Here is a 17,598-nt window from a genome sequence, read left to right as displayed (position 1 = left end):
GCTGTCACGTGAAACTTTGGTCACGATCCGCGCAGGCGGGCCGCGAGGCGCCCTGCGGCGCTACCAGTTCCACTCCTCGAAGCCCGGCTCGCGGCAGCGATAGCCGATCGGGCATTGCGGATTGTCGCGGGTGGGGACGAAGCGCAGCTCGGCGATCTCGGCGCCGCTGCACTGGCCGGGGCCGCTGACGAAGCGCTCCGGCGCCGTGCCGCCGGCGATCATCACGTCGCCCTCGCTCTTCACCAGCGCCATCGCCTCTGCGCAGGTCATCCGCGCCGTGCCGGCGGGACGCGGCGAGCGGGACGGCTGGGCAAGCGCCTCCGCCCCGATCGTCGCGGCGATCAGGTGAATGCACAGCAAGGCGAGGACCTGCGGCCTCATCGCGGATGGATTCCAGAATACACGACGCACCCGAGAAGAAAGTCCTCGGGCATCGCGCCATCCTGCACGGCCGGGCCGCCCGAGACTGTCACCGGAATGCGCCACCACACGGCTTTCGCCGTTGGACCGCCGCAATCGCCGGATTATGGGATTCCGGGACCACCGAGAACGCTTAAGATTTCGTGACCGCGGACGCCCCTCGGGCCGCCCCGGCACGGACCTTTCGGTCGGCCCTCCGGCACGCGCCTCCGGCGCCCGGCGTGCCGGTCGTCGTGCGCTGGAGCCCAGGGACCCGCAGATGTCCGCCCTCTCGATCCTCGACGTTTCCGCGGTGCGCGCCGCCCCGGTCGCCCGCGAGCCCTACCCGTACACGCTCGGCACCAACGTCCTGAACCCCGACGCGATCGACGCGATCCGGCGCGATTTCCCGGACATCGCCAAGCCCGGCTACCTCACCGTGGACGAGGTCGCCCTCAAGGGCCGGTTCAAGGCGCTGATCGACGAGCTGGAAAGCGACGAGTTCTCGGCCCTGCTCGGCGAGAAGTTCGGCATCGACCTCGTCTCATGCCCGCGGCTCACCACGATTATGCGGAAGAGCCAGCTGAAATACGGCTCGATCCACACCGACGGCCCGTCGAAGGTGCTGACGCTGCTGGTCTATATGAACGACGCCTGGGACGCCCCGGCCGCCGGCCGCCTGCGGGTGCTGTACGACGGCCGCAACTACGCGCCCTTCGCGGTGGAGGTGCCGCCGACCATGGGCACGATGTTCGCATTCCTGCGGGCCGACAATTCCTGGCACGGTCACGAGCCGTTCGAGGGCGAGCGGCGCGTGGTTCAGGTCGCCTGGCTCAAGGACGCCACCGAGCTCGAGCGCAAGCGCAAGCGCAACCGGACGGCGCAATTCCTCAAGGGGATCTTCGGACGCTGAACACGACGGCAGTTTCACCCAGGCTCTTGTTGGGGCATGCTTTTCACCCGCAAGCCGGCACCCGAATCGGGGCCGGATGCCTGGACCAGGGGGATCGAATGGGCGCGGTCGTGCTGGCCGATCCGGGCGAGGACGCCCGCACCGGTTCCAAGCGTCGCTTCGTCGTGCCCGGCCTCCTCGTCCTCGGCTGGGCCGGCCTGTTTACCTACAGCGTGGCCTACCTGACCGAAGACCTGCCGTTCCGTTCGCCGACCGCCGAGACCCGGCCCGCCCCGGCGCCGAAACCGCTGGGCCGCCGGGTGGTGATGCTCGACACGCCGGATGAATCCGTCCCGGACGTGCAGCGGCCGGACGCCTCGTCGCTCGCCGCCGCGCCGGCGAGCCCGCGCCAGACGGCGGCGGGGCAGCAGGCGGCGATCTCGGCTCCGGTCACGCCTTCGGCGGTCAAGCCGGCCAGCACGTCCAGCCCGGACTTCGTCGGCATCTGGGGTCCGACCGCCGATGCCTGCGCGGCCCGCTCCCGTCGCCGGGGCTACATCCCGGCCACGATCACGCAGGACCGCGCCCGGGCCGGACGGACGATCTGCAATTTTCACGACAGCCGCCGGGTCGGCAACAGCTGGGTAATGGGCGCCGAGTGCAGCGATCGCGGCCGGCACTGGTCCTCGCAGGTCCGCCTCGTGGTTGACGGCGACCGCCTCACCTGGTCGAGCGGCCGTGGCACGGCCGCCTATATCCGCTGCGGCCGGCGCGGGGGGTGATAACCTAACTCTGTCCTTGTGGGCGCAGCGAAGCAACCCAGGGAAACGCCACGGTTTGAGATCGCGCGCTGTACCGGGTTGCTTCGCTGCGCTCGCAAGGACGAAAAGGCGTCTTCGTCCGTCGGACGTGCCACCGATCCGTCAGGCGGCCCCGCTCAACCGGCCGGCGGCCGCGTCGAGAACGATCCGCGCGGCGGCCCGGCTCGGGGTGTCGTCGCCGGCGAGCCGCATCAGGCCGTCGATCCGGGCGAGCGCGTCGCTCTGCGCGTCCCGCTCCGCACCGCCGACCAGCAGGGGCAGCAGCGCCTGGGTTAGATGCTCGGCGGTGCAGTCCGCCTGGACGAATTCCGGAATGGCGTTCGCGGCCAGGATCAAATTCGGCAGCACGATGCTGGGGACTTGGATCAGGCGCCGGGCGATGAACTCCTCCGCGCGCGAGACCTTGTAGGCCACCACCATCGGGACGCCGGCCAGCGCCAGCTCCAGCGTGACGGTGCCGGAGGCCGCCAGCGCCGCCCGGGCACCCCGGAAAGCCGCGTATTTCGAGGACTCGCCGGTGAGCACCCGCACCGGGACGGGCCAATCCTGGGCCAGCCGCTCGATCAGCACCCGGTGCCGGGTGACGGCGGGCAGCACCGCCTCGACCTCGAGGATGCGGGAGACCTGTTCCAGCACCTGCCCGAAGACCGGCATCAGACGGTCGATCTCGGCGCGGCGCGAGCCCGGCAGGATCACAAGGCTGTAGGGCACCGCCTCCCGTCGCCGGCTCTCCATCGCGGAGGGACGCAAATCCGAGAAGCGCTCGATCAGCGGGTGGCCGACATAGGTGCAGGGCGGGCCGCCGAGCCGCAGATGCGCGTCCGGCTCGAACGGCAGCAGCGCCATCACGTGGTCGATGAAGCCGCGCATGCCTTTGGCCCGCCACGGCCGCCAGGCCCAGACGCTCGGCGACACGTAATCGACGATCGGAATGCCGGGCGCCGCCTTCCGGACCCGCTGGGCCACGGCATGGGTGAAGCCCGGGCTGTCGATGATCACTAGTACGTCGGGCCGGTCGCGCACCACCGCGGTCGCAGTCTCGCGGATCCGACGCAGCAGGGTCCGGGCGCGGGCGAGCACCGGCAGGTAGCCCATGACGGCGACGTCATCGAGGGGGAACAGGGAGATGAACCCCTCCTCGGCCATGGCCTCGCCGCCGACCCCGCCGAACACGGTCCCGGGCGCGGCCGCCCGCAGCGCCCGCATCAGCTTGGCCCCGAGCTGGTCGCCGGAATCCTCGCCGGCCACCAGCCAGACGGTCTTCGGCCCGTTCATAGTCCGGCCCCGGAGCGGTAGCCGACCAGAAACAGCCCGAGGCGGTCGGCCTCCGCGGCGGTGGCCACACGGTCGATCACCAGGGTGCCGCCGGCCTCGAGCGCCAGGCCGACGCAGCCGGCCGCGGCGGCGTTGCGCACGGTCCGGGGGCCAACCGCCGGCAAGTCGATGCGCAGGTCCTGGCCAAGCTTCGGCGCCTTCACCAGCACGGTCGCGGGCAGCGCCCGGCCTCGCCCGAACGGCTTGCGCCCGAGCGCCCGGGCGCGGGCGAGCATGCGGTCGGTCCCCTCCGGCCCCTCGACGGCGATCACACGCTCGCCCGAGACCGCCACCGCCTGCCCGAGATCGTAGGGCGAGAGCGCATCGAGCACCCCGCGCCCGGTGCGAATCGACGCGTCGGCATCCGTGTCGGGTCCGAGGCGGCCGAGCCGGCCCTCCGGACAGAGCAGATCTGGCGCGGCCTCGTGGACGCCGAGCACCCGGTGGCCCTCCTCCTCGACCAGGGCCAGGGCGGCGCGCAGCAGGCGGTCGTCGCCGCCCCCGGCGATCGCCCGCAGGGTCTCGCGGTTCCTGAGCGCCGCGCCGGCATTGAGCAGCGCGGCCGGGCTCGGCCGAGAGACTCCGCCCGCCGGCACCATCACGGCCGGTCCCCAGCGGCGCAGCAGCTTGAGGATCGCGGCGAGGTCGAGGAGGTCCACGGTGGCGTCGGCCCGGGCGCGCAGGGGCCGGTCGGTGAAGCCGCGTAGCGCGATCAGCCGGAACGGCCGGTGCGTCCGGTTCAGGGACTCGGCCACCAGCTCGGGCAGCCGGCCGGCGCCGGCGATCAGGACGAGCGTGCCCTCGGGTAGCGGAGCGGCCTCGGCCATGGGGAGGCTCAGGCCGCCCCGATCGGGACCGGAAGCTCGCGCGGGGTGCAGATCGAGCGCTTGCCGCCAGCGCGAATGAAGGCGAGGATCTCGGACACCGCGGCGTGGGATTCGAAGGTCGCGGCCACGTCCTCGACCCGCTCCATGAGCGTGCCCTCGGGGGCGAACAGCAGCCGGTAGGCCCGCCGGAGCGCGTGGATGTCCTCCCGGGCGAAGCCCCGGCGCTGCAGGCCGATGATGTTGAGGCCCGACAGGTAGGCGCGGTTGCCGAGCACCATGCCGTACGGGATGCAGTCGTTCTCCAGGCCCGAGAGTCCGCCCACGAACGCGTGGGCGCCGACCCGGGCAAACTGGATCACGGCGGCGCCGCCGCCCAAGATCGCGTAATCGCCGACGCTGCAATGGCCGGCCAGCATCACATTGTTGGAGAAGATGACGTGGTCGCCGACCCGGCAGTCGTGGCCGACATGGGAATTGGCCAGGAAGGTGCAGTGATCGCCGACCGCGGTCTCGAGGCCGCCCCCGCTGGTGCCGGGGTTCATGGTCACGCCCTCGCGAATCAGGCAGTCGGATCCGATCCTGAGTGTCGAGGGCTCGCCCCGGTATTTCAGGTCCTGCGGCTGGTGGCCGATGGATGCGAACGGGAAGATCCGGGTGCGGGGGCCGATCGTGGTGCGGCCGGCCAGCACCACGTGGCTGAGGAGTTCGCAGCCCTCGCCGAGCACGACCTCGGGGCCGACATGGCAGAAGGGGCCGATCCGGGTCCCGTCACCGATCACGGCGCCGGATTCGATCACGGCGCTCGAGTGGATGAAGGCGTCGCTCACTCCGTCACCAGCATGGCGCTGATCTCGGCCTCCGCCACCAGCACACCGTCGACCCGGGCCTCGCCGCGGTACCACCACATCGTCCGGCGCCGGTTCATCTTCTTCATGTGGAAGCGCACCTGATCACCCGGGGTGACCGGCTTGCGGAACTTGCACTTGTCGATGGTCATGAAGAACACCTGCTTGGTCTGCAGCTCTTCAGTCCGGATGTGACGGCAGCAGATCGCGCCGGCGGTCTGGGCCATGCCCTCGATCAGCAGCACCCCGGGGAAGACCGGCAGACCGGGGAAATGCCCCATGAATTGCGGCTCGTTGGCGGTGACGTTCTTGATGCCGACGCAGGATTCGTCGCGGTCGATCTCGACGATGCGGTCGATCATCAGGAACGGGTAGCGGTGCGGCAGCAGCTCCAGCAGCGTCTGGATGTCGGCTGTGCCCAGCTCCTCGTTTGTGTCGCCCGCCGCCTCGCTCATCGAATCCCGTACCTCGCGTCACCGCCACCTGGCGGACCGATATCCGCCCTCCATGACGGGCGGACGCCCTCTTCGGAAGAAATCGGCGGAAGCGCAAGGGTTTCCCGACGGCGCGGCCGATATCGCGACCGGGATCACTCGGCCTCGGAGGCCGGATCTTTCTCGGGATCCTTGCCCGAGCGCTCGGCCAGGCGCGCCAGCGTCGTCAGCTCGCGGAACCAGGCCCGCACCGGCTTGGCCGGCGTACCGCCCCAGCGGCTGCCCGGCGGGACATCACGGTTGACGTTGGACGAGCCGGCGATCTGGGCGCCGCGGCCGATGCGCAGATGGCCGACGACGCCGACCTGGCCGCCGAGCACCACGTAATCCTCCAGCGTGGTCGAGCCCGAGATGCCGACCCCGGAGACGATCACGCAATGGCGCCCGATCACGACGTTGTGGGCGATCTGGACCAAGTTATCGATCTTGGTGCCCTCGCCGATCACCGTATCGCGCGAGGCGCCCCGGTCGATCGTCGTGTTGGCGCCGATCTCGACATCGTCCTGGACGATCACCCGGCCGATCTGCGGCACCTTGAGATGGCTCGCGCCCATGGCGAAGCCGAACCCGTCCTGGCCGAGCCGGGCGCCGGGATGCAGGATCACCCGGTTGCCGAGCAGCGCGTGGCTCAAGGTCGTGCCCGCCCCGATGGAGCAGTCGCGCCCAATCCGCACCCCTGGGCCGATCACCGCGTTCGGGCCGATGACGCTGCCGGACCCGATCTCGACGCCGGGGCCGATCACGGCACCCGGATCGACCGTGACGCCCTCTTCCAGGCGCGCATCCGGGTGGACATGGGCGCCCGGGGCGATGCTGCGTCCGTCGAATTGGGAGCCGGGACGCATGGCGTCCGGGTGGAGGCGGCCGAGCAGGGCGGCGTAGGCCCGGTACGGGTCGCGGCTGACCAACGCGACGGTGCCGGCCGGGCAGCGTGCCGCGAAGCGCGGGCTCACCAGGCAGGCCCCGGCCCGGGTCTCGGTCAGCGCCGCGCCATAGCGGGCATTGTCCATGTAGGCGAGGTGGTGCGGCCCGGCGCTCTCGAGCGGGGCGGCTCCGGTGAGGCGGTATTCCGGGTCCGCGCCCTCGGGGAGGACCGCGCCGGCGGCGGCCGCGATGTCGGCGAGGGTGAGCGAGCCGGTCGCGGCGAAGAAAGCGGGATCTGACATGCGTGACAACGCGCCGGCCGGGGAAATCCGACCGGCGCGCGTAATTTTATCAGAACCGCGAGCCGCCCGAGAAGCGGAACGCCTGGGTCTGATCCTTGCCGATATGGCCGACCTTGCCGAGCAGCGGCACGTAGACCGACTGACCCTCGTCCTTCGTCAGGGCGTAGGCGTAATCGAAGCGGATCGGGCCGAGCGGCGAGTTCCACAGGATGGAGGCGCCGATCGAGGAGCGGATCGCGGCAGTGTCGCGGACGTTCACGCATTCCGGCTCGACGCCGATGTTGAATGCGGAGAAGTTACACTTTCCGGTCTGGGGCGAGATGCCGTTGATGAAGCCGTCGCCGTTCACGTTGAAGTTGCGCCGGCCGCTATAGCCGAACAGCGTACCGGCATCGGCGAAGACCGCGCCCTTCAGGCCCAGATCCCGCGGAATGAGCGGCAGCGGGAACTGCACCTCCAGGGTACCGCCGATATAGGTGGAGCCACCGATGGCGTTGGAGCGGGCGTCGGCGATGCCGACGTCGCGCGGGCCGATGCCGTTGGGCGCGAAGCCGCGGACCAGCGACGGGCCGAGGAAGAACTCGTCGGTGACGCGCAGCGGCTTGCCGTCGATGGCGTTAATGTGGCCGCCCTGGAACCGGACGAAGCCGATCACGTCCTCGAACAGCTCCTTGTAGTAGCGCGCATCCGCGGTGACGCGGAAGAACTTCGAGTCGCCGCCGAGACCCGCGACGTCGGGCTTCAACTCGGCGTAGAGGCCGTTGCGCGGGGCGCCGACCACGTCGAGGGTCGAGTAGGCGAGCGTCAGGCCGGCCAGCGAGGTCAGCGTGTTGCCCTGCGAGCCCTTGATGGCGATCGAGGCTTCGCCGTCATACGCGCAGTTCGGGTAGATCGCCTGGCCGCCGATGTTCCGGCCGCTGTTCGGGTCGATCGTGCCGCCGGCATAGGTCGCGGTGTAGCCCGGGATCGGCGTCGAACAGTCGTTGTACGGCCGCTTGAGGGTGTTCGGGACCTTCAGCTCGGTGTTGTACAGCGAGTAGCGCAGGGTGATGCCGAACTCCTCGGTGATCGGCAGGCCCAGGCGCAGCTGGCCGCCATACACCGTGGTCTCGTAGCGCGAGTACCGGGTCAGGTCGGAGTACTTGTAGAAGGCGTCGAAGCCGGCGGCGAGCCGGTAGCCGAGGAAGTACGGCTCGGTGAACGAGAAGTCGACGCCGCGCGAGTACTGGCCGCCGGTGCCGGCGAGGCGGACATACTGGCCGCGACCGAGGAAGTTGGACTCGGAGACCGAGACCTCGCCGATGATACCGTCCTGGGTGGAGTAGCCGCCCGCCACCGAGAACGAACCCGTGGGCTGATCCTCGACATCGATGTTGATGACCACGCGGTCGGCCGCGGAGCCGGGCTCGTTGGAGAACCGGACCTTCTTGAAGAAGCCGAGGCCGTTCAGACGCCGCTCGGCGCGGTCGGTGAGCACGCGGTTGTAGGCATCGCCTTCCGCGATATCGAGCTCGCGACGGATGACGTAGTCGCGGGTGCGGGTGTTGCCGCGGATGTTGATGCGCTCGACGTAGACGTGCGGGCCGTCCTCGACCACGAAGCCCAGGGAGACCTGGTGGGAGGCGGGATCACGCTGGCCGGTCGGGCGGACCTGGGCGAACGGGTAGCCGGCGCGGTTGACCTCGCGGGTGACGTTGTTGAGCGTCCGCTCCACGTCGTCGGCGTTGTAGACGTCGCCCACCGCGGCGGTGATCTGGCCGTCGAGTTTGGCGGTGTCGATGCCCGGCAGGCGGGAATCCACCGCCACCGCGCCGACCTTGTACTGCTCGCCCTCATTCACCGTGATGGTGATGACGTAGCCCGAGCTGTCACCCTCGACGTAGCGGGCGTCGGCGCTGACCACCTGGAAGTCCGCGTAGCCGTTCTTCAGGTAGTAGCGGCGCACCTGGTCGAGGTCGGCGGTGATGCGGTCGGGATCGTAGACGTCGGAGGTCTTGATGAACGACAGGAAGTTCATCTCGGAAGAGCTCATGAGCCCCTTCAGGGTCCGCTCTGAATAGGCGTTGTTGCCGACGAAGTTGATCGAGATGATGCCGGTCTTGTCGCCCTCGTCGACTTGGTAGATCACGTCGACGCGGCCGTTGGGCAGGTCGACGGTCCGGTAGGTAACCTTGGCGGTGCCGCGGCCGAAACGCTTGTAGACGTCGCGGATGCGGGCGAGGTCGGCGTTGACGATGGCCTCGCTGTAGGGGCCACGGGCTTTCGCCTCGACGATGCCCTCGAGCGTGGCCTTCTCGACCTTCTTGTTGCCCTCGAACACGACCCGATTGATCAGGTTGTTCTCGCGGACGGTGACCACCGTGCGACCGCCGGACTGGGCGACCTTCACGTCCGAGAACATGCCGCTGGCGAGCAGGTTGCGCCGTGCCTCCTCGGCGGAGCCGGAGGCAGTTCCAGTCACGTAGGACCGGATGGTGTCGGCATCGACGCGCTGGTTGCCCTGGACGACGATCTGCTGCGCCTGCGCGGCACCGCTCAGGACGAGGCCCGCACCGGCAGCGACTAGGACGATGGTCTTCCGCACCGACTTACGTCGGGGCTTCCCCGTCAACGACATCATGCAATCGCCCGTTTCTGTTCTGGTCGCGGGGGTTAGCCCGTCACAGGCGGCCGTTGACCGGTCGTCCTGTCACCCTGGTCCAAGCGTGGCTTCAGGTCCAAGCGTAGCTCTTAGCGGGATTCCCCTGCCAAGCAAACGCGCGGGAGGCCATCGTCAGGGGATTTTGGGGGGTCGTGGCCTTCGCGCCACTTAACGGCGCAGACCCAGCGTGGGCAAAGCGCCAATCATGGTAAACGGCCCGTAAATCTTTGCGGACACAACTGTTTTCGCGCCGGCCAATCCCGGCTTTAACGCTGTTTTAAGCGCCCGCCGGGGCGCGTTCGCGGCGCTCTCCGGGCGGGATCGCGGCGGGATTGAGGCACCGAATCCGGTGGAGATCGGACCCGGCGCCCCGCTCCGGGATCAGGTATTCCGCCAGGAGGCGCCGAGGTTGAGGATGTCGTTCCAGGCCGCGAACAGCATCAGCATCAGCACGAGGGCGAGGCCGATGCGGAACCCGATCTCCTGGGCGCGCTCGCTGAGCGGGCGGCCGCGGATCACCTCGAAGGCGTAGAACAGCAGGTGCCCGCCATCGAGGAGCGGCACCGGGAACAGGTTCAGCAGGCCGATCGAGACCGAAAGCAGCGCGATCAGGCCGACGAGACCGCCGACGCCGCCGGTCTTGGCGACCTCGCCGGACACCCGCGCGATGCCGATCGGGCCCGAGAGCTGGTCGGCGGATTCGCGTCCGGTGGCGAGCTTGCTGAGGTAGGAGAAGGTCCGCTCGACCACGAAATAGGTCTCGCGCACGCCGAGATCGAGGGAGTCCAGTGCCCCGTACCGGACGAGCCGGGCCTCCGAGCCCGAGGGCGAGCGGATGCCGAGCCGCCCGATCCGGTGGCGGCCGAACGGCGTCTTCTCCTCGTATGTCGCCGGGGTCGCCTGGATGGTGATCGGCTGGTCGCCGCGCTCCACCGTGAAGGTCAGCGGCGTGCCGGCGTTGCCGGTCACCGTGCGGTACATGGCGTTGAAGTCGCCGATCTTCTCGCCGTCGATGGCCGTGATCACGTCGCCCGGCTGGAAGCCGGCCTGGGCGGCGACGCTGCCGGGCTCCACCGAGGAGACCCGGGCGGGCAGCTCGTAGCGGCCGGCGAGCCAGATCGCCCCGGCGAACAGCAGGATCGCGAGCAGGAAGTTCGCCACCGGGCCGGCGGCCACGATCGCGGCGCGCTTGGCCACCGGCTGGGTCGGGAAACTCGTCGCCCGCTCCTGCGGGCTCATCCGGGCGATCGCCTCGGGATCCGGGATGCTCGCGCCGTTCACGTCGCCGTGGAACTTGACGTAGCCGCCGAGCGGAATGGCGCAGAGCTTCCAGCGGGTGCCGCGGCGGTCGTTGAAGCCGAACAGCTCCGGGCCGAAGCCGAGGGAGAAGGCATGCACGCCGACGCCGCACCAGCGCCCGACCAGGAAGTGGCCCATCTCGTGGACGAAGACCACGACCGTGAGCACGAACAGGAACGGGATCACGGCGCCGAAGAAGCCACCGGCGGTCCCGCCCATCGCGTTGAGGAAGTCCATGAGCCGATCCCTGGCCGTCTCTGCACCGGCGTCTCAGGCCGGCCATCGGGCCGGTTTAGCAGATCGGTGTGGTTTACCGCCAACGCAATCCGCCGGTACTGCCGCGGGAGGTCGCGGGGCGCGGGCGCGCACATCGGGGCGAACGATCCCCGCTATCCTCGGTCCCGAAGCCGTCAGTGGCCCCCGCCCCCGCCGGCGGCCGCGCGCGGGCGGCGGATCAGCGGCACGGCGCAGGCCATCGCCAGGAACAGCACGGTGAGCGCCAGGAACACGTCCTCGAAGGCCATCACCAGCCCCTGGATCCGCACCGTGTTGGACATGGCCTTGAGCGCCATGCCCGGCGCGGCGCTGCCGAAGGACTCGAAGCCGCGCTGCATGGAATCGAGCCGTTCCAGCGCGGCGTTGTTGGCCCAGGTGAAGCGCTCGTGCAGCCGGGCGAGGTGCAGGTCCCAGCGGGCGTTGAGCACGGTGTTGATCAGCGCCAGGCCGACCGCGCCGCCGAGGTTGCGGGTGAGGTTGTAGAGGCCGGAGGCGTTCTTCATCCGGGCCGGCGGCAGGGTGCCGAGCGCGATGTTGTTGATCGGGATCATGCACAGCATCAGCGAGCAGCCGCGCAGGACCTGCGGCCAGAGCAGCTCCCAGAAATCCCAGTCCTTGGTCAGCCCGGTCACGATCCAGGTGCCGCTGGCGAAGCCGACGAAGCCGATCGCCATCATGATCCGCGGATCGACCTTGCCGGAGAGGCGTCCGGCGATCGGAGCGGTGGCGAACATGCACAGCCCCGAGACGAACATCGTCTCGCCGATCATCAGCGCCGAGTAGCCGCGCACCCGGGCGAGGTAGACCGGGTAGATGTAGGTCAGGCCGTAGAGCCCGATGCCGAGCACGAAGCTCGCGACGCAACCGCTGGCGAAGTTGCGGTCGGAGAAGGCCCGCAGGTCGACGATCGGCTGCTTGGCCGTGAAGGCCCGCCAGAAAAACAGCAGCCCTGAGACGGCGCAGATGACCGCACAGGCGAAGACCGCCTCGTCCTGGATCCAGTCGTGGTTCGGACCCTCCTCGAGGACGTATTCGAGGCAGCCGAGGAAACCCGCCATGAAGGCGAGGCCGGCCCAGTCAAAGGACTTCAGCAAGGCGTGGTCCGGCTTGTCGAAATCGACCAGGAGCCAAGTCGAGATCGTCACCCCGATGCCCGGCACGACGTTGATCAGGAACAGCCAGTGCCAGGACATCAGGTCGGTGAGGTAGCCGCCGATCGTCGGACCGATGGTCGGCGCCAGCGTCGCCACCAGGCCGATCACCGGCGACACGATGGTGCGCTTCGACGGCGGGAAGATGGTGAAGGCCGCGGCGAACACGGTCGGGATCATGCCGCCGCCGATGAAACCCTGCGCGGCCCGCCAGACGATCATCTCGGAGATCGACGAGGAGGTGGCGCACATCACGCTCATCAGCGTGAAGCCCCCCGCCGAGAGCGAGAACATCCAGCGGGTCGAGAGCACCCGCGACAGGGTGCCCGAGAGCGGGATCGAGATCACCTCGGCGATCAGGTAGCTGGTCTGGACCCAGGGGATCTCGTCCCCGGAGGCCGAAAGGCCGGCCTGGATCTCATTGAGGGAGGCCGAGACGATCTGGATGTCCAGGATCGCCATAAACATCCCGAACACCATGCAGAAGAACGCCACCATGCGGCGGCGGTCCATGGGGGGCTCTGCGGCGGCCGGGATTGCGGCCGGGAGGGCGGCGCTGGCAGCCACGGCCGGGCTCAGCGGCTCGCAGCGTCGAACCGCCGGTTCGCGGCTTGGTCGAGGACCGAGCGGTCGGTGCCACCGCGGGTATCGACCCGGACCTCGGCCGAGAGGCCGGGCCGCAGCAGCCCCTCGCGGGCGACGTCCTCGGGCACGCGCACCCGCACCGGCAGGCGCTGGACGATCTTGGTGAAGTTGCCAGTGGCGTTGTCCGGGGGCAGCAGGCTGAACACCGAGCCGGAGGCCGGCGAGAACGACTCGACCACCCCGTGGATCTCGCGGTCCGGATAGGCGTCCACCGTCACGATCACCGGCTGGCCCGGGCGCATGCGCTGGACCTGCGTTTCCTTGAAGTTCGCGTCGATGTGCACGCTCTGGAGCGGGACCAGGGCGGCGACCCGCGTTCCAGGCGCCACGTAGGCCCCGGCCTCGACCGCCTTGTTGCCGACCACGCCGTCGAACGGCGCGCGGATCACCGTGAAGTCGAGGTCGCGCCGGGCGCGATCGACCGCGGTGCGCAGCTCGGCCGAGAGCCGCTCGGCCTCGCGCTTCTGGGCCTGGAGCACGTCGACATTGGCCCGGGCCGCCAGGAGGCCGGCCTCCATGCCCTTCACCGAGGCCTCGGTGCGGTCCCGGTCGGCGCGGGCTTGGTCGATCCGCGACCTGGCGACGTAATCGGCCTGCATCTGCGTCGCCCGGGCGAAATCCGCCTGGGCGCGCACGGCGTCGGCGCGGGTCGCGTCGATCTGCGCGGCGGCCTGGGTGACCTGCGCCTGCGCGGCCTCGACCTGCCGGCCGATCCGCACGATCGTGCTCTCCTGTGTGGCGAGCTTGTCCTGCGCGGCCTGGAGCGCGAGGCGGTAATCGCCGTCGTCGAGTTTGGCGATCACGTCGCCCTTCTTCACCGAGACGCCGTTCGCCACGGGGACGGATTCGAGATAGCCCGAGACCTTGGCGGCCAGGACCGAGATGTCGGCCTGCACGTAGGCGTCGTCGGTCGAGACGAAGAACCGCCCGACGCTCCACCATTGCCAACCCTCGTAGGTGCCGCCACCGAGGGCCACCGCCAGCACACCGAGCAGCAACGCCCGCCGAAACGGACGCTTGCGGGCGGGGGGCGAGTCCTGCGCGGAAGCCTGCGGCGCCTCGGCGTTGCGCGGGGTGGCGTGGCGGGGCGCCGGACCCTCGGCGCGTTCGTCCTCCACGAACGCACTGTCGGCAGCCGATCGGTCGCCATCTTCGCGAAGGGACATCGCAGAGCCTCTGGTCTCATGACCGAACCGTTCGGTCAGCCGACAGGACGCGCCTTGACGCCCGTCGAATCTGGCTTCAGGGTAGATTGACCGAACGGTTCGGTCAAGCGAAGCAGCGTCTCCGACGCGGAGCAGGGTGATGGTTCAGGGCGTGGTGCTGGAGCGGGGCTCGTCCTCGATTGAGAGCGACAAGCGGCGGCAGATCCTCGAAGGCGCGCGCCGCGTCTTCCTCGCCTCTGGGTTCGACGGGGCCAGTATGGGCGAGATCGCCCGGGCCGCAGGCGTCTCCAAGGGCACGCTCTACGTCTATTTCGACAGCAAGGAGGCCTTGTTCGAGGCTCTGATCATCCTGGAGAAGTCCAGCCTGGCCGAGACCCTGTTCACATTCGACCCAGCCGATTCGGACGTCCCAGCCGTGTTGACGCGGTTAGGGATGAGTTTCCTCACCGAGATGTCCAAGCCGGAGCACATCTCCGTGCATCGCATGGTCATCGGGGTCTGCGAGAAATTCCCGCATTTCGGGCAGGTCTATTACGAGGCCGGGCCGGCCTGCGGTGTCGCCCGGTTGGCGGCCTATCTCGATGTCCAGGTGGAGAGCGGCCGGCTGCGCATCTCCGATACAACCCTCGCGGCCCAGCACTTCCTGCATCTGTGCCTGGCGGGCCTCCTGACCCGCCTCCTGTTCGCGGCCGGCGGGATGGCGGACGAAGCCCGGAAGCGGTTTCAGGTCGCGGAGGCGGTGCGGGTGTTTCTGGCCGGGTACGGGGCGGATGCGTCGGGCGGAGCGGCCAAGGACTGATCGATCCCACGCCCCGTAGGGCCATCCGACTTCCCCCGCACGGCCTCAGCCCGAGGAAGCGGAGGCGACGACGGAGACCTCCGGCCGGCCGCGTGATCCCTGAAAACCTCCTTCGAGGCCCGGCGATCTTCGATCGCCTGGCACCTCAGGACGAGGGGATTGGGTGGGAGAGCCGGCTCAGGGGGGGCCGAAAACACCTTCGGCGGCGCTACTACCCGGCCGCGCGCAACTCCGGCAGAGCCTCGGCGCTCCAGACGCGGACATGGGCGTCGATGGCCAGCGCCTCGTCCACGTCGGCAGGCGCGGTCCGGTACTGCCCGGCGAAATGTCCGCAGGCGCGCTCGACCAGGTCGCTGATGCCGTAGAAGCCGATCCGGCCGGCGATGAAGGCGGCCACCGCGATCTCGTTCGCGGCATTCATGACGGTGGGCGCCGCCCCCCCGGCGGCGAGCGCCGCCCGGGCGATGCGCAGGCACGGGAAGCGCTCCTCGTCGGCCGCCTCGAAGGTCAGCGCGCCGAGCTTGACGAGGTCCAGGGGCCTGCCCCGGGCGATGGTCAGGCGGTCGCCGAGGCCGAGGCAGTGCGAGATCGGCACGCGCATGTCGGGGAGCGCCAGCTCGGCGGTCACGGCACCGTCGAGCCAATAGACTAGGCCGTGGATCACCGATTGCGGGTGGACGACAACGTCCAGGCGCTCGGGCTCGATGCCGAACAGGTGGTGCGCCTCGATCAGTTCCAGGCCCTTGTTCATCAGGCTGGCCGAATCGATGTTGATCTTCATGCCCATCGACCAGGTTGGATGGGCCGCGGCCTCGGTTGCGGAGGCGGCGGCGATCCGCTCCCGGGTCCAGGTCCGGAACGGGCCACCCGAGGCGGTGATCATCATGGTGCGGACATCCGCCAGCGGCCGGCCGGCGAGCGCCTGGCTGAGCGCGTCGTGCTCGGAATCCATCGGCAGGATCGTGGCACCGTAGCGCGCCGCGTCCCGCATGAAGGCGTCGCCAGCGCAGACAAGGCTCTCCTTGTTGGCGAGCGCGACCTTGCGGCCGAGCCGGAGCGCGGCATGGGTGGATTTCAGCCCAGCCGCGCCGCTCACCGCGGCGACGACGATATCGGCGTCGCGGTGAGCGGCCTCCATCACGGCGCCCTCCCCGGCCCCATTGGGGATGCCGCTGCCCGAGAGCGCCTCGGCGAGGGCCGGGCCGGCACTCGCGTCGGCGAGCGCCGCGAAGGAGGCGCCGAGCTCGCGCGCGACCTTGGCGAGCGCCACGGCGTCGCGGCCGCCGACGACGGCGCCGGTGCGGAACCGGTCGGGATGCTGGGCCAGTAGGTCGGCGGTGGAGCGCCCGATCGAGCCGGTGGCGCCGAAGACGGCGACGGTCTGGGTCACGGGTGAAACTCCCTCATCGTCACGGGATCAGACCGCTTCCACGCAGGGCGAGATAGAGCCCGGCCAACACGGCCACCGCAAAAAATCCGTCGAGCCGGTCCATGACGCCGCCATGGCCCGGGATGATCTTGCCCGAATCCTTCACTCCATAGCGGCGCTTGAGACCGGATTCGACCAGGTCGCCGGCTTGGCTGAGCACGGAGGCCAGGGCGCTCACCCCGGCCACCACCGGCAGCGAGGCGGCGCTCGGCAGGTCCAGCCCGGCGAGGTCGGCGGCCACCGCCACGAGCGAGCCGGCCGCGACCGCGCCGACTAGGCCGCCAATCGCGCCCGACCAGGTCTTGTTGGGCGAAACCCGGGGCATCAGCTTCGGCCCGCCGATCTTGCGGCCGGCGAAATAGGCCGCGATGTCGGTGGACCAGACCACGGCGAACATCCAGGCCGGGCCGACGAGGCCGATCCCGGGATCGTCGCGCAGGGCCACCGGTACCGACGCGATGGAAGCCGCCCCGAGCACGCCGGCGAGCGCCCGTACCCGGCCGAAGCCGGTGCGCGCCACCGTGGCGCAGGCTGCGGCCCCGAGGAGCAGGACGGCGAGGCAGGCGGGCGCCGGGGCGCCACCGCGCTGGCAGAGCAGCAGGGCGCCGAGCGTCGCCGCGCCCAGCGCGATCAGCACCTCGCGCGGCTCGGTCCGGCTCATCACCATCCATTCGGCGAAGCCGATGATGCCCGCGGCGAGCCAGATCCCCGCGAAGGGCCAGCCACCATAGACCAGGGCCGCGAGGATCGCCGGGGCGAGGACCACGCCCGAGGCGACGCGCAGCCAGAGCTCGCGCCGCCCGGAGGGGCGTGCGGCCGGTGGGGCGGTGGGGGTCACGCGCGTCTCGGCCTTCGCCTCAGACGTGCATGATCTCCTTCTCCTTGGCGGCCAGCACGCCGTCGATCTCGGCGATGAACTGGTCGGTCGCCTTCTGCACGTCGGCAGCCTGGCGCTTCTCGTCGTCCTCCGAGATGGCGCTGTCCTTCAGGAGTTTCTTGAGGTGATCGAGCCCGTCCCGGCGGACGTGGCGCACGGCGACGCGCGCCTCCTCGGTGTACTTGTGGGCGACCTTGACCATCTCCTTGCGGCGCTGCTCGTTCATCTCGGGGATGCGCAGCCGGATGGTCTGACCCTCGGTCTGCGGGTTGAGGCCGAGGTCGGATTCGCGGATCGCCTTCTCGACGGCGGTGACCATGCTGCGGTCCCAGACCGAGATCGACAGGAGCCGCGGCTCCGGCACGCTCACGGTGGCAACCTGCGCCATCGGCATCGACGAGCCGTAGGCGTCGACCTGGATCGGGTCGAGCAGCGAGGGCGTGGCGCGCCCGGTCCGCAGGGATCCGAGATCCTTGGAGAGCGACGCGACCGCGCCCTGCATGCGGCGCTTGATGTCGTTGAGGTCGAATTCCGGTGTGGCCATGGTGGTCGTCCCG

At 69.9% G+C, this 17,598-nt stretch carries 16 protein-coding genes; 3 read left to right on the top strand and 13 right to left on the bottom strand.

The annotated features are described in order from the left end of the window. Positions 1 to 60: 60 nt before the first annotated feature. Positions 61 to 381 (bottom strand): hypothetical protein, encoded by a 321-nt coding sequence (locus AKJ13_RS13385; protein WP_050733789.1) that lies wholly within the window; start codon positions 379 to 381, stop codon positions 61 to 63. 298 nt (positions 382 to 679) lie between these two features. Here AKJ13_RS13385 and AKJ13_RS13380 point away from each other — a divergent pair, with 298 nt between their 5' ends. Both AKJ13_RS13380 and AKJ13_RS13375 read left to right on the top strand, forming a co-directional pair. Continuing rightward, positions 680 to 1,312 (top strand): 2OG-Fe(II) oxygenase, encoded by a 633-nt coding sequence (locus AKJ13_RS13380; RefSeq protein ID WP_050733788.1) that lies wholly within the window; start codon positions 680 to 682, stop codon positions 1,310 to 1,312. 98 nt (positions 1,313 to 1,410) lie between these two features. Then, entirely contained in the window at positions 1,411 to 2,073 is a 663-nt protein-coding gene (locus tag AKJ13_RS13375) for a hypothetical protein (protein WP_050733787.1), read from the top strand. A gap of 141 nt (positions 2,074 to 2,214) precedes the next feature. On the opposite strand, the gene lpxB is transcribed toward AKJ13_RS13375, so the two are convergent. The 9 genes from lpxB to AKJ13_RS13330 form a co-directional block, all read right to left on the bottom strand. Beyond that, positions 2,215 to 3,387 carry a lipid-A-disaccharide synthase gene (gene lpxB, locus AKJ13_RS13370; protein ID WP_050733786.1) on the bottom strand — a complete coding sequence of 391 codons (1,173 nt, stop codon included), beginning with the start codon at positions 3,385 to 3,387 and terminating at the stop codon, positions 2,215 to 2,217. After that, positions 3,384 to 4,253: a UDP-2,3-diacylglucosamine diphosphatase LpxI gene (gene lpxI, locus AKJ13_RS13365; RefSeq protein ID WP_050733785.1), complete on the bottom strand. Its 870-nt coding sequence runs from the start codon at positions 4,251 to 4,253 to the stop codon at positions 3,384 to 3,386. The genes lpxB and lpxI overlap by 4 nt, the downstream gene beginning before the upstream one ends. 8 nt (positions 4,254 to 4,261) lie before the next feature. Beyond that, positions 4,262 to 5,080 carry an acyl-ACP--UDP-N-acetylglucosamine O-acyltransferase gene (gene lpxA, locus AKJ13_RS13360; RefSeq protein ID WP_050733784.1) on the bottom strand — a complete coding sequence of 273 codons (819 nt, stop codon included), beginning with the start codon at positions 5,078 to 5,080 and terminating at the stop codon, positions 4,262 to 4,264. Then, the gene (gene fabZ / locus AKJ13_RS13355; RefSeq protein ID WP_050733783.1) at positions 5,077 to 5,553 is read right to left on the bottom strand and encodes a 3-hydroxyacyl-ACP dehydratase FabZ; all 477 of its coding nucleotides are present in this window, start codon (positions 5,551 to 5,553) and stop codon (positions 5,077 to 5,079) included. Before fabZ ends, lpxA begins: the two co-directional genes overlap by 4 nt. A 134-nt stretch (positions 5,554 to 5,687) precedes the next feature. Beyond that, positions 5,688 to 6,758 carry a UDP-3-O-(3-hydroxymyristoyl)glucosamine N-acyltransferase gene (lpxD, locus tag AKJ13_RS13350; RefSeq protein WP_050733782.1) on the bottom strand — a complete coding sequence of 357 codons (1,071 nt, stop codon included), beginning with the start codon at positions 6,756 to 6,758 and terminating at the stop codon, positions 5,688 to 5,690. Between the two features lie 49 nt (positions 6,759 to 6,807). Continuing rightward, the gene (gene bamA, locus AKJ13_RS13345) at positions 6,808 to 9,378 is read right to left on the bottom strand and encodes an outer membrane protein assembly factor BamA (RefSeq protein ID WP_050733781.1); all 2,571 of its coding nucleotides are present in this window, start codon (positions 9,376 to 9,378) and stop codon (positions 6,808 to 6,810) included. A gap of 402 nt (positions 9,379 to 9,780) precedes the next feature. Further along, positions 9,781 to 10,935 (bottom strand): RIP metalloprotease RseP, encoded by a 1,155-nt coding sequence (gene rseP, locus AKJ13_RS13340; protein ID WP_050733780.1) that lies wholly within the window; start codon positions 10,933 to 10,935, stop codon positions 9,781 to 9,783. Positions 10,936 to 11,108: 173 nt separating this feature from the next. Then, positions 11,109 to 12,692, bottom strand: a complete 1,584-nt coding sequence (locus tag AKJ13_RS13335) for a DHA2 family efflux MFS transporter permease subunit (protein ID WP_050733779.1) — start codon at positions 12,690 to 12,692, stop codon at positions 11,109 to 11,111. 8 nt (positions 12,693 to 12,700) lie between these two features. Continuing rightward, positions 12,701 to 13,936 carry an HlyD family secretion protein gene (locus AKJ13_RS13330; protein ID WP_050733778.1) on the bottom strand — a complete coding sequence of 412 codons (1,236 nt, stop codon included), beginning with the start codon at positions 13,934 to 13,936 and terminating at the stop codon, positions 12,701 to 12,703. A gap of 139 nt (positions 13,937 to 14,075) precedes the next feature. On the opposite strand from AKJ13_RS13330, the gene AKJ13_RS13325 reads away from it, so the two are divergent. Beyond that, on the top strand, positions 14,076 to 14,735 hold the full coding sequence (locus AKJ13_RS13325; RefSeq protein ID WP_050733777.1) for a TetR/AcrR family transcriptional regulator: 660 nt from the start codon (positions 14,076 to 14,078) through the stop codon (positions 14,733 to 14,735). A gap of 211 nt (positions 14,736 to 14,946) precedes the next feature. Here AKJ13_RS13325 and dxr read toward each other — a convergent pair whose 3' ends face one another. Genes dxr through frr form a run of 3 tightly spaced genes read right to left on the bottom strand, consistent with a single transcriptional unit; the run spans position 14,947 to position 17,585 of the window. Next, complete coding sequence (gene dxr / locus AKJ13_RS13320; RefSeq protein ID WP_050733776.1) at positions 14,947 to 16,125, bottom strand: 1-deoxy-D-xylulose-5-phosphate reductoisomerase; 1,179 nt, start codon at positions 16,123 to 16,125, stop codon at positions 14,947 to 14,949. A gap of 19 nt (positions 16,126 to 16,144) precedes the next feature. Continuing rightward, positions 16,145 to 17,002: a phosphatidate cytidylyltransferase gene (locus AKJ13_RS13315; protein ID WP_050733775.1), complete on the bottom strand. Its 858-nt coding sequence runs from the start codon at positions 17,000 to 17,002 to the stop codon at positions 16,145 to 16,147. Positions 17,003 to 17,021: 19 nt separating this feature from the next. After that, positions 17,022 to 17,585 carry a ribosome recycling factor gene (gene frr, locus AKJ13_RS13310; protein WP_007561074.1) on the bottom strand — a complete coding sequence of 188 codons (564 nt, stop codon included), beginning with the start codon at positions 17,583 to 17,585 and terminating at the stop codon, positions 17,022 to 17,024. Positions 17,586 to 17,598 lie beyond the last annotated feature (13 nt).

The organism is Methylobacterium sp. ARG-1 (assembly GCF_001262595.1).
GTDB lineage: Bacteria > Pseudomonadota > Alphaproteobacteria > Rhizobiales > Beijerinckiaceae > Methylobacterium > Methylobacterium brachiatum.
The sequence above is the reverse complement of the archived record's forward strand: the minus strand, read 5'-3'. Positions and strand labels throughout refer to the sequence as shown.

Bases quoted from the DNA above. Each gene is read 5' to 3' on its own strand.
- AKJ13_RS13325 (WP_050733777.1), top strand. From the start codon at position 14,076: ATGGTTCAGGGCGTGGTGCTGGAGCGGGGCTCGTCCTCGATTGAGAGC.
- AKJ13_RS13380 (WP_050733788.1), top strand. From the start codon at position 680: ATGTCCGCCCTCTCGATCCTCGACGTTTCCGCGGTGCGCGCCGCCCCG.
- frr (WP_007561074.1), bottom strand. From the start codon at position 17,585: ATGGCCACACCGGAATTCGACCTCAACGACATCAAGCGCCGCATGCAG.
- AKJ13_RS13375 (WP_050733787.1), top strand. From the start codon at position 1,411: ATGGGCGCGGTCGTGCTGGCCGATCCGGGCGAGGACGCCCGCACCGGT.
- bamA (WP_050733781.1), bottom strand. From the start codon at position 9,378: ATGATGTCGTTGACGGGGAAGCCCCGACGTAAGTCGGTGCGGAAGACC.
- lpxI (WP_050733785.1), bottom strand. From the start codon at position 4,253: ATGGCCGAGGCCGCTCCGCTACCCGAGGGCACGCTCGTCCTGATCGCC.
- rseP (WP_050733780.1), bottom strand. From the start codon at position 10,935: ATGGACTTCCTCAACGCGATGGGCGGGACCGCCGGTGGCTTCTTCGGC.
- AKJ13_RS13385 (WP_050733789.1), bottom strand. From the start codon at position 381: ATGAGGCCGCAGGTCCTCGCCTTGCTGTGCATTCACCTGATCGCCGCG.
- fabZ (WP_050733783.1), bottom strand. From the start codon at position 5,553: ATGAGCGAGGCGGCGGGCGACACAAACGAGGAGCTGGGCACAGCCGAC.
- lpxB (WP_050733786.1), bottom strand. From the start codon at position 3,387: ATGAACGGGCCGAAGACCGTCTGGCTGGTGGCCGGCGAGGATTCCGGC.
- lpxD (WP_050733782.1), bottom strand. From the start codon at position 6,758: ATGTCAGATCCCGCTTTCTTCGCCGCGACCGGCTCGCTCACCCTCGCC.
- AKJ13_RS13330 (WP_050733778.1), bottom strand. From the start codon at position 13,936: ATGTCCCTTCGCGAAGATGGCGACCGATCGGCTGCCGACAGTGCGTTC.